Genomic DNA, 12,233 nt, shown 5'->3' on the forward strand with positions numbered 1-12,233 from the left:
CGTCCCCGGCCCACCACTCACCTTCATACCCAAGAGTGTCGACGACCTCAAACCCCGCGAGGTAAAAGGCAGTTGTGCGCCCCCTACCGGCCGACCGCCGCTGTCATCACCGCCAGATCCGAGACAAGGTGAGGCGCTCCCGCCGCCCGCAGCCGCGCCCGTTTCGCCGGCGTCGCGTGATAGCCGACGAACGGCACCCCGGCCGTCCGCGCGGCGACGGCGTCGGCGGGTGAGTCGCCGATCATCAGAGCGTCCGCGGCCGCGGAGCCGGTCTCGGTCAGCAGCCGCTCCAGGCAGTACGGGTGGGGCTTCATCAACCGGGGGTCGTCGTGCCGGCCCACGACCGCCCGGAAGTACCGGCCGACGCCGTGCAGTTCGAGGTAGGCGCGGGCGGCCGCCTCGCTGTTGTTGGTCGCGATCACCAGCTGTTTGCCGGCCGCCAGCAGCTGCTCCATCAGCTCGAACGCGCCGGGCGTCGGCTCGGCGGTGGACGCGGCGTCGGTCTCCAGTTCCTCGAGACGTTTCCGCATGGCCGAGATCAGACCGTCCGGGTCGCTGGGGAAGGCGTCGTAGGCGAGGCGCAGCACGGCGAGCGGATCGTCAAGACCGTCGAGCTGCCGCCACCGCGGCATTCGCCCGACGGCCATCGCCCGGAGATCGGCGGCGATTTCGGGCGCACCCAGCCCGGCGAAGAGTCCGCAGACGGGGCCGTCGAAGTCCCAGAGCACCAGTGCGGCGTCCGAGAGCAGCGCGCGCAGTCCGGACGGTGGGGTGAGAGCGGGGCCGGATGCGGGATCGGGATGGAGGGAGGGGTCGGGATCGGGGGAGAGCAGCACGTCAGTCGCCGAAATCCGCTTCTTGGGACAACTGGTCCCAGTAGGAGTCGAAGAATTTCTGCGCCGCTTCCACCTTCAGTGCCTGTTCCGGCTTGGTGTACGGGAAAAGCGTCGCGCCCATGCCGAGGGAGTCGAGGATGGTGACCTCCACTCCGTCGATGGGCTCGGGGGTCCACTGCTCCAGGGTGTAATAGCCCTCCAGCAGCTGGTCCTTGTTCAGCAGGTACAACTTGAGCGGCGGGGTGAAGGGCACGGTCCGGATCTGCACCGACACCTCGGGTACCAGCCCCTGGTGGCGAAGTTTGAGCAGCGAGTGCCGCAGCGACTTCGCGTGGTTGATCACCATGTCGCGGTGCCGCTTGCGCGGGCGGTCGTCCTCGGGATCGTCGACACCGCGGGGAAATGCCAGCCGTATGCCGGTGATGTCGGGAAGCATCAACCGCAGCGCGATGCTGCGTGGCTGGATCTCGCCGTCATTGATCCGGGCGACCTGGGCGCCCAGATGCTGCGCCATCGTCTCGGAGGTCAGCGACAGCACATCCATCGTGACCTCTTCGGCCTGGAAGGCTTCCCTCAGCCGGGGTTGCAGGGTCACCTGCGCCGCCTGCGCGACGGCCGGAGCTGCCGGGCCGGCGGCGGTCACCGTGGCGGGCCGGCCGCGGCTCGACTGGATCAGCCCTTCGTCCCTGAGCACGTCCAGTGCCCGGCCCACCGTCTCGCGGGAGACCACGTACTTGGCCTGCAACTCACGCTGAGAGGGCAGTTGCCGCCCCGGCCGGTAGACGCCGTCGGCGATCTCCGTCCGCAGGTCGTCCGCGATGACCTGGAACTTCCTGCTGTCTTCACTGCCTGGGTCGCGTGGGGACACCCTCCTACCGTACAACTACCGCGCAGCCTGGCGTAATTGACATGCCAGAACGGACAGGAGCCTTTTCCTGTTCAGCAAACCAGGCCAGTGACCAGACAAGTTTACGAGCATGTCGCGAGCGGGAACATGTAAGGCAAGTCAACTGGCCGCACTTGTCTGGCACTTGACTGCAAGTATCTCATCACGGGGCATACGAGCCGTACAACGGCGTGCAGGCACTGGTGCTCCCCACCATCCCGGAGGAGGGAAACCATGCCCACCACAGCTCTCCTGCTCGCCGCACTCAGCTTCATCCTGGAACAGACCGTCCAGTCCGCGTTCGGCGTCACCGGTCTGGTCGGACTCGCGATGTTCACCATCGGGGTGAAGTCCGCCAATGTTCCCTGCAGCTGCCTGGGGGCGTTCATGCTGATGCTCCAGGTCCGCGCCGTACTGGGCTGACCACCCTCCCCCGTCCGCGCCGCTCAGAAGACGTCCGGGCACCACGGCCGTACCGCCGTACGGAACAGCGCCTCGGTACGCGCGACCGCGCCGGTCGTCTCCTCGGTGATCCGGTCGAGCGCGGCAAGCCGCACCGCCGAGGCGTCACCCAGGTACAGCGCGCCCAACTCCCGTACATCCAGCGTGACATCCGGCGACTCGGTGGTCGGCGCGCACGTCGCGCCGGCCGGTGTGGCGTCGAGACGGTAGCGGCCGGCGGACAGTCCGTCGGCGTCCCGCACGTCCAGCACCAGGGTGCCGGCGGCCTCGTAGGTACGGGCCTCCAGAGCCCGTACGACATCGAGCAGCCGCACCCACAGGAAGTCCGCCTGCAGGGTGATGCGGGCAGCCCGCGGGTCCGGAAGCAGCAGGGGCAGCAGGTCGTCGGGGCCCCGGCGGCCCGTTTTGACGGTGGTGATCCAGTCGACCGAGCAGAGGTAGTGCCAGAGCGCCCGCTCGGCGGCCGGTGACACGGCGATCAGGCTCAGCACGGTCGCGGTGTTCAACGGCTGCTTGGCGTCGCCCCACTTGTCGTCGGCCGTGTAGACCAGCAGCCCGTCGATCTCCCCGGCCGGCGAGCGGTAGACCGCGTAGAAGGGCTCCGTCCAGGGGTGGTCCGGCAACTGCTCGGCGCCGGTGCGGGTCGCCCACCAGCGTTCGTCCCTGCCGACCGCGCCCGGCTGCACCGCGCGGAAGCGGTCGTGCAGGTCGGGGCCGAGCTTACGGACGTTCGCGCCGTCGACCAGGTCGATCCGGCCGGACTCCGGCCTGGACCACCGGCGGTCCAGTCCGGTGCGCGGCACGTCCACCGTCCACTCCGCGACGCCGGCCGCCGGGCCGAAGCCGTACCGACCGTAGATCGGATACTCGGCGGCGATCAGCGTGGCCAGCGCGTCGCCGCGCTCCTTCGCCGCCGCCAGGTCAGCCGCCATCATCCGGCTGAGCAGGCCGCGACGGCGGTGCGTCGGGGTGACGGTGACGTTGGTGATCGCGTCCGCGGGCAGTGCGGCACCGCCCACCACGGTGATCTGCTGGGCGAAGGAGCGGAACGTCGCCACACAGCGCCCGTCCTCGAAGGCGCCCCGGGTCCGCGCCAGGTCGGTGTACGGTCGCCGGCTCCGGGCCTCCTCGTCCGATGCGACGGGCGGCTGCAGGAATCCGGTGTGCACGGCGCGCAGCCAGTCGGGATATTCGGACTCGGTGATGAGGCGTACGTCGACAGTCATGCGGCTCAGGCTAGGCAGCGGCTCCGCCCACTGTCGCCCGGATTTCGCCCACCTTCGCGGCGCCGCCCAGCAGCGGCGCGTCAGCCAGCCTGGCCAGGACCGGGCTGTCGACGCCCATCCGCTCGAGGGTCCGGGCGAGCACCGGGCCGAGGGCCCGGGTCGCGCCGTCGTCGATCTTGAAGGCCAGCGCCCGGCCGTCCGGCAGGGCCACCGCCTGGACCGCCTCGGCGCCCATCTTGGACAGCGTCCCCGGCAGCTCGCGCATCAGCCAGGTGTCGGGCCTGCGGGTGCCCGCGACGTACTCCGGGTGGGCGCGCATGGCGTCCGCCACCCGGCGCTCCGGTGTGCCCTCGCCGGCGAGCACGAAGCTGCGGAAGGCCCGGGCCAGACCGACCAGGCTGATCGCCATCAGCGGCGCCCCGCAGCCGTCCGTACCGACGGCGGCGACGCGCTCGCCGGCCGCCTCCTCCACCACCGACAGGACCAGCTGCTGCAGCGGGTGGTCAGGGTCCAGATAGGTTTCGGTGGGCCAGCCGTTCAGCTCGCAGGCGGCGATCATCGCGGTGTGCTTGCCCGAGCAGTTCATGGCGATCCGCTCCCTGCCCCGGCCGGCCGCGAGATAGGACTCGGCCTCCACCGGGTCCAGCGGCAGGTCCGCCGGGCACTGCAGATCGGCTTCCCGCAGGCCGTGTTCGGCGAGCATCTTCCGCACCAGTTCCAGGTGGAACGGCTCGCCCGAATGGCTGGCCGCGGCGACCGCCAGCCGCTCCCCGGCGAGATCCAAACCGGCCCGCAGCACCGCGGCCGCCTGCATCGGCTTGTTGCTGGACCGCGGGAAGACCGGCAGCGACGGGTCGCCCAGCGTGTACTCCACCCGACCGTCGGCGGCGAGGATCACCAGCGACCCCCGGTGCAGGCCTTCGACGAAGCCGGACCTGACGACTTCGGCGAGGACCGGTGTGGTGGCGGGGGACTGCGGAGCGGTGGAGGGAGCGGTCATCGTCGGCCTTCCGAACGGGAGACCCGCCCCCGACAAGGGATCGCCTCATGAGCGTGCTGAAGATCTTGGCCCGGCCGAGGTCTTCAGTGCGCTCCTAAAGGAGCAGGTCGTCTACTTGAGCTTCGCCATCACGGTACCTGCGGGCGATCTCGGCGCTGCAATCGTCCGCGGTCCGCTGCAGATGCTGCCTGCGGCGGGAGACCTGCTGTTCGTGGCGGACCAGGCGGCCCATCCCGGTGTGCAGTTCCTCGTCGGTCCGGGCGCCCAGGTCGGAGAGTTCGAACTCGGCGAGCATGTCGGCCGCCAGCTTCCGGATCTCCTCGCTGCGCGGGGTGGAGAGCGTGACGTGGCGGGCCGACGAGCGGTGCGAAGAGGGGAGGTCCGCCAGGATCTCGGAGAGCCGCTCGACGACCGGTGACTCCGGGCCGGTACGCCGGGCGAGTTCGGCGCGGATGATGTCGATCCGCCCGTGCAGCATCCGGCGCACATAGCTGAGGTCGGCCTCGTCGCGCTGGGCGTCCTTGCGCAGCGTGCGCAGCTCCGGCAGGCGCAGCGCGCCGATGTCGTACTCGGGGATCACCGGGAGAGCCTCGCCCGCGCGCTGCTCGGGTGGCCGTGGTGCGGAGCTGATCCGGGTCATGGATACGGGACCGGGCAACTGCCCGGCGCCAGATGTGCTCATATGCGTATTCCGTTCCCCTCGACCGGTGCGGTGCACCGCCTCCGTGCATGGTGCCACCCCGGATGGTGCCCCTGCTGACGCTGTGCACCCGTTCGGCCCCGGATAGGTTGGTCCGCATGCGTGCTGTGGTGCAGAGAGTGGATGGCGCGAGCGTCATCGTTGCTGGTGAGACGGTTGGGGAGATCACCGGCGAGGGATTGTGCGTCCTCGTGGGCGTCACCCATCAGGACACAAAGGAAAAAGCGGCACAGCTCGCACGCAAGCTGTGGTCGGTACGGATCCTGGCAGGCGAAAAGTCCTGTTCGGACGTGGATGCGCCCTTGCTGGTGATTTCGCAGTTCACGCTCTACGGAGACGCCCGCAAGGGCCGACGTCCCACCTGGAACGCCGCCGCGCCGGGCGATGTCGCGGAGCCGATGGTCGACGAGGTGGTGGATCAGTTGCGGGCCCTGGGCGCGACCGTGCGGACCGGCCGGTTCGGCGCGAGCATGCGGGTCTCGCTGACGAACGACGGCCCGTTCACCGTACTGATCGAGGTCTGAGCCCTCGATGATGGCCCGAACCCGGGCGGCAGGCTCAGGGCTCGACCACGACTTCCTGAGCGGCCGCGGTGTCCCCCGCCATCAGCTCGGCGTCCACCGGCACGTTCCGCTTCACCAGCGCCAGCGCGATCGGGCCGAGCTCGTGGTGGCGTGCCGACGAGGTGATGAAGCCCAACTGGCGCCCCTCCTCACCGTCCGCCGCGAGCCGGACCGGCGTGCCGTGTCCGGGCAGCAGCACCTCGCTGCCGTCCAGATGCAGGAAGACCAGCCGTCGCGGCGGTTTCCCCAGGTTGTGGACGCGGGCGACCGTCTCCTGGCCTCGGTAGCAGCCCTTCTCCAGGTGGACGGCGCCGCCGATCCAGCCCAGTTCGTGCGGGATGGTGCGGTGGTCGGTCTCCAGGCCCAGCCGGGGCCGGTGCCCCTCGATCCGCAGCGCCTCGTACGCCAGCAGCCCGGCGACCGGGCCGTGCGTGGCCGCATACTCCGCCAGTTGCTCCGCGGGCAGGAACAGATCCCGGCCGTACGCCGTCTCGCGCACCACCACCCCCTCCGGCACCTCGGCGATCGAACCGGCGGGCAGATGGACCACCGCGATGTCCTCGCTGCGGTCGGCGATCTCGACCCGGTAGTAGAACTTCATGCTCTCCAGGTACCCGAGCAGCTCCTGCTGCGTGCCCGGTTCCACGTGTGCCCACACCGTGGTGCCGTCGTCCACCAGGTAGAGGGCGTGCTCGATGTGCCCGTGGGCGGAGAGCACCAGCGCCTCGGTGGCGTGGCCCGCCGGGAGGTCACTGACGTGCTGGGTGAGCAGCAGGTGCAGCCAGCTCAGCCGGTCCGCACCACTGACGGTGATCACGCCGCGGTTCGAGAGATCGACGAGGCCGGTGCCGGCCGCGAGATCGCGTTGCTCGCGGAACAGGTCTCCGTAGTGCGCGGCGACGCCCTCGTCACGTCCTTCGGCAGGCACGGCACCGGGCAGGGACAGCAGCGGACTCTTCATGCCTGTAAGCCTACGACCGGCTGCCGGGGGCCTTCTCGGCGGACGGCTCGTCGGCGCCGGCGCCCGCACAGTTCTCGCAGCGCCCGAAGATCGCGAAGTGCTTCATATCGGTCTCGAAGCCGAAGCTCCCACGGAGCTTCGCCGTGAAGTCGGCGGCGACGGCCACGTCGGCTTCGATGACGTTTCCGCAGTCCCGGCAGACCAGGTGGATGTGGTGGTGCCGGTCGGCGAGGTGGTAGGTCGGCGCACCGTGCCCCAGGTGGGCGTGGCTGACCAGCTCCAGCTCCTCCAGCAGCTCCAGGGTCCGGTACACCGTGGAGATGTTCACGCCGCCCGCCGTCTTCCGCACCTCGGTGAGGATCTCGTCGGGCGTCGCGTGCTCCAGGGCGTCCACAGCCTCGAGCACCAGCTGCCGTTGAGGGGTCAGCCGGTACCCGCGGCGGCGGAGGTCACTCTGCCAGTCGGTGGTCACCACAACGCCAGTGTAGGAGCGCCGCCCGCCCGCAGGAGCGGCTCATGCGCACGCACGGCCTACTTGAAGAAGGCGATCCCGTCGTCGGGGAGGTCCTTGAGGTCCTTCGCCCACTCGCTGGGGTCGACGACCTTCTTCAGATGGGCCGACATGTACGGCCGCAGCTCGACGTCCGGGGTGGCCTTCTCACCGACCCACATCAGGTCGCTGTTCACATAGCCGTAGAGCCGCTTGCCACCGCTGTACGGGCCGGAGGCCGCCGTACGCGCCACCGCGTCGGTGCCCAGGTCGATCTGTGGCTTCTGGTCGGCGAGCTCGCCGTACCAGATCTCCACCACGCCCTGGTCGCGGACCATGACGACCTCCACCTTGCGGTGCTCGTCGACCCGCCAGTAACCGGACTCGGACTCCAGCGGCTTGACCTTCTTGCCCTCGGCGTCCAGCACCCAGGTGTGCGAGACGTACTCGAGGAAGTCCCGGCCGTCGTGGGTGAAGGTGACTTCCTGGCCGAAGTTGCACTTCTCGTCACCGGGGAAGTCCGAAACCCCCGCACCCTCCCAGTTGCCGAGCAGGAAGACGAGCGGGACGAGGCTCGGATGCAGGTCCGACGGAATCTCGATCATGAGGTCAGCGCTGACCCTGGTAGAGCTTCTTCACGGACAGGCCCGTGAAGGCGAGCACGCCGACGCAGACCAGGACCAGCAGGGCGATGAAGACTGCGTCAAGCACGGGGTGCTCCTTGCAAGAACGAGGGAAGCAGAAAAGGCCGAGTCCCAGCCTAATGGGTGGCGGCTCAGCCCTCTCTGCGAGGTGGGCGGCAAGGGGGGCCGGCGCCGGCGGGAACCGGGGCCGCACCGCCCGGCGATTACAGTGCGGTCATGGCGCAGAAGAAGCTAGTGATCAAGGTGACCGCGGGATCCGACGCCGCCGAGCGGTGCTCGCAGGCCTTCACCGTGGCCGCCGTCGCCGTGGCCAGCGGGGTGGAGGTGTCCCTCTGGCTGACCGGTGAGTCCGCCTGGTTCGCCCTGCCCGGCCGGGCCGCCGCATTCGAACTGCCGCATGCGGCGCCGCTGCCGGACCTGATCGAGTCGATTCAGGCAGGCGGTCTGATCACCCTGTGCACCCAGTGCGCGGCCCGGCGCGACATCACCGAGAAGGACGTGCTGGACGGCGTACGGATCGCCGGGGCGCAGGTCTTCGTACAGGAAGCCATGGCCGACGGCGTGCAGGCCCTCGTCTACTGACGCGGCCGGCCTGCGCCCTACCGTCGGTTCTTGCCGTCCAGTTCGTCCCACCACTCGTCGGACTTCTCGTCGCCGGAGGGATCGTCCCACCAGCGGTCGTCGGGGCCTCTGCGGTTGCCGACGATCGCGGCGATCGGCGGGATGATCATGGCCACCAGGCACATCCCGATGGCGGCCGGGACCGACCAGAGACGCACGAAAGCCCAGGCGGAGATGAAGAGCAGCAGGCAGCCGCCCATCAGCAGGAAATAGCCGCGCCGACGTCGCGAGTACATGTGTCCAGCGTAAGGCCGGGCGGCGTATGCGGGGCGGGCGGTGCCGGGCCGGGACGGCACGAAGGGCCGCACCCCGAATGGTGGCGTCCAACCCCCGGGGGTGCGGCCCTTCGGCCGGTCACTGGTACTGCTCGGCGCGTGCGGTCAGACCGCGATGGCCACCTCGGCGAGGCCGCCGGTCTGCGCGACGACCGTGCGGTCGGCCGAGCCGCCGGGGACGAGCGCACGCAGCGTCCAGGTGCCCTCGGCCGCGTAGAAGCGGAACTGTCCGGTCGCCGAGGTCGGGACCTCGGCGGTGAACTCGCCGGTCGAGTCCAGCAGTCGCACGTAACCGGTGACGGGCTCGCCGTTACGGGTCACGCTGCCCTGGATCGTCGTTTCGCCGGGCTTGATGGTCGAAGCGTCGGGGCCGCCGGCCTTTGCTCCACACATACGGGTCTGTCCTTCGGGTCGGAGGATGAGGGGTTACTGGGCAGGGCCGAGGGCGATCGGCACGCCCACCAGGGAGCCGTACTCGGTCCACGAGCCGTCGTAGTTCTTGACGTTCTCCTGGCCGAGCAGCTCGTGCAGCACGAACCAGGTCAGCGCGGAGCGCTCGCCGATGCGGCAGTAGGCGATGGTGTCCTTCGCCAGGTCGACCTGCTCGTCCTCGTAAAGGGCCTTGAGCTCGTCGTCCGACTTGAAGGTGCCGTCGTCGTTGGCGTTCTTCGACCACGGGATGTTGCGGGCACTCGGCACGTGGCCGGGGCGCTGCGACTGCTCCTGCGGCAGGTGCGCCGGGGCGAGCAGCTTGCCGCTGAACTCGTCGGGCGACCGCACGTCGACCAGGTTCTTGTTGTTGATCGCGGCCACCACGTCATCGCGGTAGGCGCGGATCGACTCGTCCTGCGGCTTGGCCTTGTACGTGGTGGCCGGGCGCGACGGTACGGCGTCGACCAGGTCGCGGGAGTCGAGCTCCCACTTCTTGCGGCCGCCGTCGAGCAGCCGGACGTCGCTGTGGCCGTAGAGCTTGAAGTACCAGAAGGCGTACGACGCGAACCAGTTGTTGTTGCCGCCGTACAGCACGACCGTGGTGTCGTTGGCGATGCCCTTCTCCGACAGCAGCTTCTCGAAGCCGGCCTGGTCGATGAAGTCACGCCGGACCGGGTCCTGGAGGTCCTTGGTCCAGTCGATCCGGATGGCGTTCTTGATGTGGTTCTTCTCGTACGCCGAGGTGTCCTCGTCCACCTCGACGATGGCGACCTGCGGGTCGTCGATGTGGGCCTCGACCCAGTCAGCGTCCACCAGTACGTCGCTGCGGCTCATGCGGTTCTCCTCCGGGGCAGGTGCGGCGGGTGATGCGGGGAGCGGTGCGTCCGCGTGCGGTCCACGGAAAGGCGTGGAGTGTCGGCACCGCGAGGGGTGGCCCTGACAAACGGTCGAAGGGCCCGGGGATACGGGAAAAGCGCTCCCGCTCAAACGGCGCGACAGAGCATGGCGGCGACGCGGCACAGGTCTACTGCCCGCCGCTTCGTGAGATCCGCCTGTCGCTTCATGCACACGATCGTAGGGAAGTACGGGCGGAGATGTCACCGTCGTGTCATATGGTGATACGCGATCGTCCACTATACGAGACGTGATGCGCGGAGCGCAGTCCTGCCCCGGCTGCCGCGGCGCTCCGACCCCGCCTGCTCCCTGCCCAGCATCTGCGGACCGGACACCCGCGTCTCACCATCCGGCCCGTCCGCGCGTCCTCGTCCGGTCGCCCGCCGAACCTCATCCGGTCAGCGAGACATCCGTACCCGCGACACCGACGTCGACGCCGTCCGGCGTGGCCCGCACCTGGTCCAGCTCGAGGCCGGCCGGCAGCCCGCCGATCGCACTCTCGAAGTCCGTCTGCTTGCGGACCAGGCTCTCCAGTTCCGGGATGCCCTCGCCGGGCACCGTGTCCGCGTGCACCCGGATGCGGTTCTTACCGACCAGGGTCACCGATGAGATGACGCTGCGGCTGACCTTGCGGCCCAGGATGTGGACCGAACCGGTGACCTTGACCTTGCCGTTTCCGCCGTAGGCGACCTTGGCGCCGGTCTCCGAGGCGTTCGTGAGGTCCGCGTAGGAGATGTGCGCGGTGCCGGTGGCCCGAGCGGCCACCGCGCTGCTGAAGCTGCCGGAGATCCGTACGTCGTGGAGCTCGGCCCGCACCCTGGTGATCCTGACCTTGCGGCCCTGCGCTTTCGCCTCGACGTCCTTGAGCGTCACGTCGACCTGATCCAGCTTCTTGCCGAGGACCTGGGTGAGGAACGGGAATCCCTTGATGTCGACGTCCGGCGACGCGGAAAGACCTTCGCTGCTGCGTATCCGATCGGCGGCCTTGTTCTCCGCGACGTGCACCGCGATCCTGTCCACGCCGACGAACAGGCCGCCGAGGATCACAACGATGATGAACAGTGTTCGCAGTGCGCGCATGGCCGGTCGTCCCCACCCTGGTCGTCCCCGTGTCGCTCGATGAGTGCCAGTGGCACCGTCCGCGAGCTTAGGGCCTCTGCCGAATCTCCCCCGGTCAGCCGGTCAGCCGATGACCCTTCCGATCAGATAGACCGCCGGCGCCGCCATGGTCAGCGGCAGGGCCACGCCGGCCGTCAGGTGGACGAACCGGGACGGGTAGTCGTAGCTGGCGACCCGCAGCCCGATCAGTGCACAGCCGCCCGCGGCGAACCCGAGCAACGCGCCTTGCGCGCCCAGGCCCGTCATGCCACCCGCCAGGATCCCCGCACCGGCGGCGGCCGCCAGCGCGACGACGACCGAGGCGGGTCCGGGCAACGGCAGCGCCCGGGCGATCACCGCGACCGCGACGGCGATCCCGCCGACCGTCACCGCGTCCATCGACGCGGCCAGGGTGCCGGTGGCGACGATGGCGAACGCGGAGGAGGCGATGGTCGCCATCAGCCCCCCCATCCGCTCCTCCGGCGAGGCGTGGCTGCGCAACTGCAGCACCAGCGTGAGCAGCACCCAGACGCCGAGCGTGCCGATGATGGCGGCCGGCCCGTGCTGCTCCCCCGCCGCCAGCAGTGCGATATCGGCGACGACACCGCCGGCGAAGGCCAGCGCGATGCCCTGACGGGCCGGCCACATGCCGTTCAGCCGGAACCAGCCCGCGGCGGTGAGCGCCTGGAGCACCAGGAGCGGAACCACGACCGCGTACCGCCCGCCGAACGCGGCCACCGCGATCAGCAACCCGAGCCCAGCGGTCAGCCCGGCCGGCTGGATCCCCGGCGCGATGACCGGCGACCGTCCCTCGGCCCGCGCCCGCTGGGCGTCGGTGATACGCGCGTTGCCGACCGTGCTCGGGGCGCTGTACGCCGGGCCGTCGGCGACCGGCGGCGCGTACGCGGGCGCCGGGGCCGGCACGGCCGCGGGGGCCGGCACGGGCGCCGGGGCCTCCGGCGGCAGCGGGTACGACTGCGGCTGGAGGTAGGTGGGCTCGGCGAATGACGGGGGCTGCGGGTGGGGGGCGGGCTGCTCGTACGGCGGCTGCGCGGGCTGGTAGGGCGGCTGCACCGGCTGGTGCGGGTGCTGCACGGGCTCGTGGGGCTGGTGGTGCGGGTGCTGCACCGGCTGGTGCGGGTGCT

16 protein-coding genes and 1 pseudogene are annotated in these 12,233 nt (G+C 70.0%); 3 read left to right on the forward strand and 14 right to left on the reverse strand.

All coding sequences use genetic code 11. The annotated features are described in order from the left end of the window. Positions 1-83 precede the first annotated feature (83 nt). Both AB0M87_RS30050 and AB0M87_RS30055 read right to left on the reverse strand, forming a co-directional pair. On the reverse strand, positions 84-836 hold the full coding sequence (locus AB0M87_RS30050) for an HAD family hydrolase (RefSeq protein ID WP_365858528.1): 753 nt from the start codon (positions 834-836) through the stop codon (positions 84-86). A 1-nt stretch (position 837) separates the two neighbouring features. Further along, positions 838-1,704, reverse strand: a complete 867-nt coding sequence (locus AB0M87_RS30055) for a winged helix-turn-helix domain-containing protein (RefSeq protein WP_365858530.1) — start codon at positions 1,702-1,704, stop codon at positions 838-840. 252 nt (positions 1,705-1,956) lie between these two features. Here AB0M87_RS30055 and AB0M87_RS30060 point away from each other — a divergent pair, with 252 nt between their 5' ends. Then, on the forward strand, positions 1,957-2,145 hold the full coding sequence (locus tag AB0M87_RS30060) for a hypothetical protein (RefSeq protein ID WP_365858532.1): 189 nt from the start codon (positions 1,957-1,959) through the stop codon (positions 2,143-2,145). Between the two features lie 23 nt (positions 2,146-2,168). Here AB0M87_RS30060 and AB0M87_RS30065 read toward each other — a convergent pair whose 3' ends face one another. The 3 genes from AB0M87_RS30065 to AB0M87_RS30075 all read right to left on the reverse strand — a co-directional run bounded on the left by AB0M87_RS30065 (position 2,169) and on the right by AB0M87_RS30075 (position 5,092). Continuing rightward, positions 2,169-3,410, reverse strand: a complete 1,242-nt coding sequence (locus AB0M87_RS30065; protein WP_365858534.1) for a GNAT family N-acetyltransferase — start codon at positions 3,408-3,410, stop codon at positions 2,169-2,171. A gap of 10 nt (positions 3,411-3,420) precedes the next feature. Continuing rightward, the gene (locus AB0M87_RS30070; RefSeq protein WP_365858536.1) at positions 3,421-4,410 is read right to left on the reverse strand and encodes an asparaginase; all 990 of its coding nucleotides are present in this window, start codon (positions 4,408-4,410) and stop codon (positions 3,421-3,423) included. Between the two features lie 94 nt (positions 4,411-4,504). Continuing rightward, a complete protein-coding gene (locus AB0M87_RS30075) occupies positions 4,505-5,092 on the reverse strand; it encodes an ABC transporter substrate-binding protein (RefSeq protein ID WP_365858538.1) in 588 nt (195 codons plus the stop codon). A gap of 116 nt (positions 5,093-5,208) precedes the next feature. On the opposite strand from AB0M87_RS30075, the gene dtd reads away from it, so the two are divergent. After that, positions 5,209-5,634 carry a D-aminoacyl-tRNA deacylase gene (gene dtd / locus AB0M87_RS30080; RefSeq protein ID WP_365858540.1) on the forward strand — a complete coding sequence of 142 codons (426 nt, stop codon included), beginning with the start codon at positions 5,209-5,211 and terminating at the stop codon, positions 5,632-5,634. A 34-nt stretch (positions 5,635-5,668) separates the two neighbouring features. Here the strand turns inward: dtd and AB0M87_RS30085 are convergent, their stop codons facing one another. From AB0M87_RS30085 to AB0M87_RS30095, 3 genes are read right to left on the reverse strand one after another with little or no spacing between them, the layout of a single operon-like run. Further along, positions 5,669-6,634 carry a folate-binding protein gene (locus AB0M87_RS30085; RefSeq protein ID WP_365858542.1) on the reverse strand — a complete coding sequence of 322 codons (966 nt, stop codon included), beginning with the start codon at positions 6,632-6,634 and terminating at the stop codon, positions 5,669-5,671. 10 nt (positions 6,635-6,644) lie between these two features. Beyond that, positions 6,645-7,109: a Fur family transcriptional regulator gene (locus AB0M87_RS30090; RefSeq protein ID WP_365858544.1), complete on the reverse strand. Its 465-nt coding sequence runs from the start codon at positions 7,107-7,109 to the stop codon at positions 6,645-6,647. Between the two features lie 56 nt (positions 7,110-7,165). Continuing rightward, positions 7,166-7,729: an FABP family protein gene (locus AB0M87_RS30095; protein WP_365858546.1), complete on the reverse strand. Its 564-nt coding sequence runs from the start codon at positions 7,727-7,729 to the stop codon at positions 7,166-7,168. 255 nt (positions 7,730-7,984) lie between these two features. Here AB0M87_RS30095 and AB0M87_RS30100 point away from each other — a divergent pair, with 255 nt between their 5' ends. Continuing rightward, on the forward strand, positions 7,985-8,350 hold the full coding sequence (locus tag AB0M87_RS30100; RefSeq protein WP_365858548.1) for a DsrE family protein: 366 nt from the start codon (positions 7,985-7,987) through the stop codon (positions 8,348-8,350). 17 nt (positions 8,351-8,367) lie between these two features. On the opposite strand, the gene AB0M87_RS30105 is transcribed toward AB0M87_RS30100, so the two are convergent. The 6 genes and pseudogenes from AB0M87_RS30105 to AB0M87_RS30130 all read right to left on the reverse strand — a co-directional run. Beyond that, a complete protein-coding gene (locus AB0M87_RS30105; protein WP_365858550.1) occupies positions 8,368-8,625 on the reverse strand; it encodes a DUF3099 domain-containing protein in 258 nt (85 codons plus the stop codon). Between the two features lie 144 nt (positions 8,626-8,769). Further along, positions 8,770-9,057, reverse strand: coding sequence for a DUF1416 domain-containing protein (locus tag AB0M87_RS30110; RefSeq protein ID WP_365858552.1), 288 nt, complete (start codon positions 9,055-9,057; stop codon positions 8,770-8,772). A gap of 33 nt (positions 9,058-9,090) precedes the next feature. Continuing rightward, positions 9,091-9,930 (reverse strand): sulfurtransferase, encoded by an 840-nt coding sequence (locus AB0M87_RS30115; protein WP_365858554.1) that lies wholly within the window; start codon positions 9,928-9,930, stop codon positions 9,091-9,093. Between the two features lie 149 nt (positions 9,931-10,079). Next, positions 10,080-10,160: a putative leader peptide gene (locus AB0M87_RS30120; protein ID WP_350962106.1), complete on the reverse strand. Its 81-nt coding sequence runs from the start codon at positions 10,158-10,160 to the stop codon at positions 10,080-10,082. A 220-nt stretch (positions 10,161-10,380) separates the two neighbouring features. Next, the gene (locus tag AB0M87_RS30125; protein WP_365858556.1) at positions 10,381-11,070 is read right to left on the reverse strand and encodes a DUF2993 domain-containing protein; all 690 of its coding nucleotides are present in this window, start codon (positions 11,068-11,070) and stop codon (positions 10,381-10,383) included. Positions 11,071-11,172: 102 nt separating this feature from the next. Further along, positions 11,173-12,233: pseudogene (locus AB0M87_RS30130) on the reverse strand (hypothetical protein); the annotation flags it as partial.

It is taken from the genome of Streptomyces sp. NPDC051320 (assembly GCF_040682175.1).
Lineage (GTDB): Bacteria > Actinomycetota > Actinomycetes > Streptomycetales > Streptomycetaceae > Streptomyces.

Excerpts from the sequence above, each read along its gene's own strand:
- AB0M87_RS30060 (WP_365858532.1), top strand. The coding sequence starts at position 1,957 with ATGCCCACCACAGCTCTCCTGCTCGCCGCACTCAGCTTCATCCTGGAA.
- AB0M87_RS30065 (WP_365858534.1), bottom strand. The coding sequence starts at position 3,410 with ATGACTGTCGACGTACGCCTCATCACCGAGTCCGAATATCCCGACTGG.
- AB0M87_RS30070 (WP_365858536.1), bottom strand. The coding sequence starts at position 4,410 with ATGACCGCTCCCTCCACCGCTCCGCAGTCCCCCGCCACCACACCGGTC.
- AB0M87_RS30075 (WP_365858538.1), bottom strand. The coding sequence starts at position 5,092 with ATGAGCACATCTGGCGCCGGGCAGTTGCCCGGTCCCGTATCCATGACC.
- dtd (WP_365858540.1), top strand. The coding sequence starts at position 5,209 with ATGCGTGCTGTGGTGCAGAGAGTGGATGGCGCGAGCGTCATCGTTGCT.
- AB0M87_RS30085 (WP_365858542.1), bottom strand. The coding sequence starts at position 6,634 with ATGAAGAGTCCGCTGCTGTCCCTGCCCGGTGCCGTGCCTGCCGAAGGA.
- AB0M87_RS30095 (WP_365858546.1), bottom strand. The coding sequence starts at position 7,729 with ATGATCGAGATTCCGTCGGACCTGCATCCGAGCCTCGTCCCGCTCGTC.
- AB0M87_RS30100 (WP_365858548.1), top strand. The coding sequence starts at position 7,985 with ATGGCGCAGAAGAAGCTAGTGATCAAGGTGACCGCGGGATCCGACGCC.
- AB0M87_RS30105 (WP_365858550.1), bottom strand. The coding sequence starts at position 8,625 with ATGTACTCGCGACGTCGGCGCGGCTATTTCCTGCTGATGGGCGGCTGC.
- AB0M87_RS30110 (WP_365858552.1), bottom strand. The coding sequence starts at position 9,057 with ATGTGTGGAGCAAAGGCCGGCGGCCCCGACGCTTCGACCATCAAGCCC.
- AB0M87_RS30115 (WP_365858554.1), bottom strand. The coding sequence starts at position 9,930 with ATGAGCCGCAGCGACGTACTGGTGGACGCTGACTGGGTCGAGGCCCAC.
- AB0M87_RS30120 (WP_350962106.1), bottom strand. The coding sequence starts at position 10,160 with ATGAAGCGACAGGCGGATCTCACGAAGCGGCGGGCAGTAGACCTGTGC.
- AB0M87_RS30125 (WP_365858556.1), bottom strand. The coding sequence starts at position 11,070 with ATGCGCGCACTGCGAACACTGTTCATCATCGTTGTGATCCTCGGCGGC.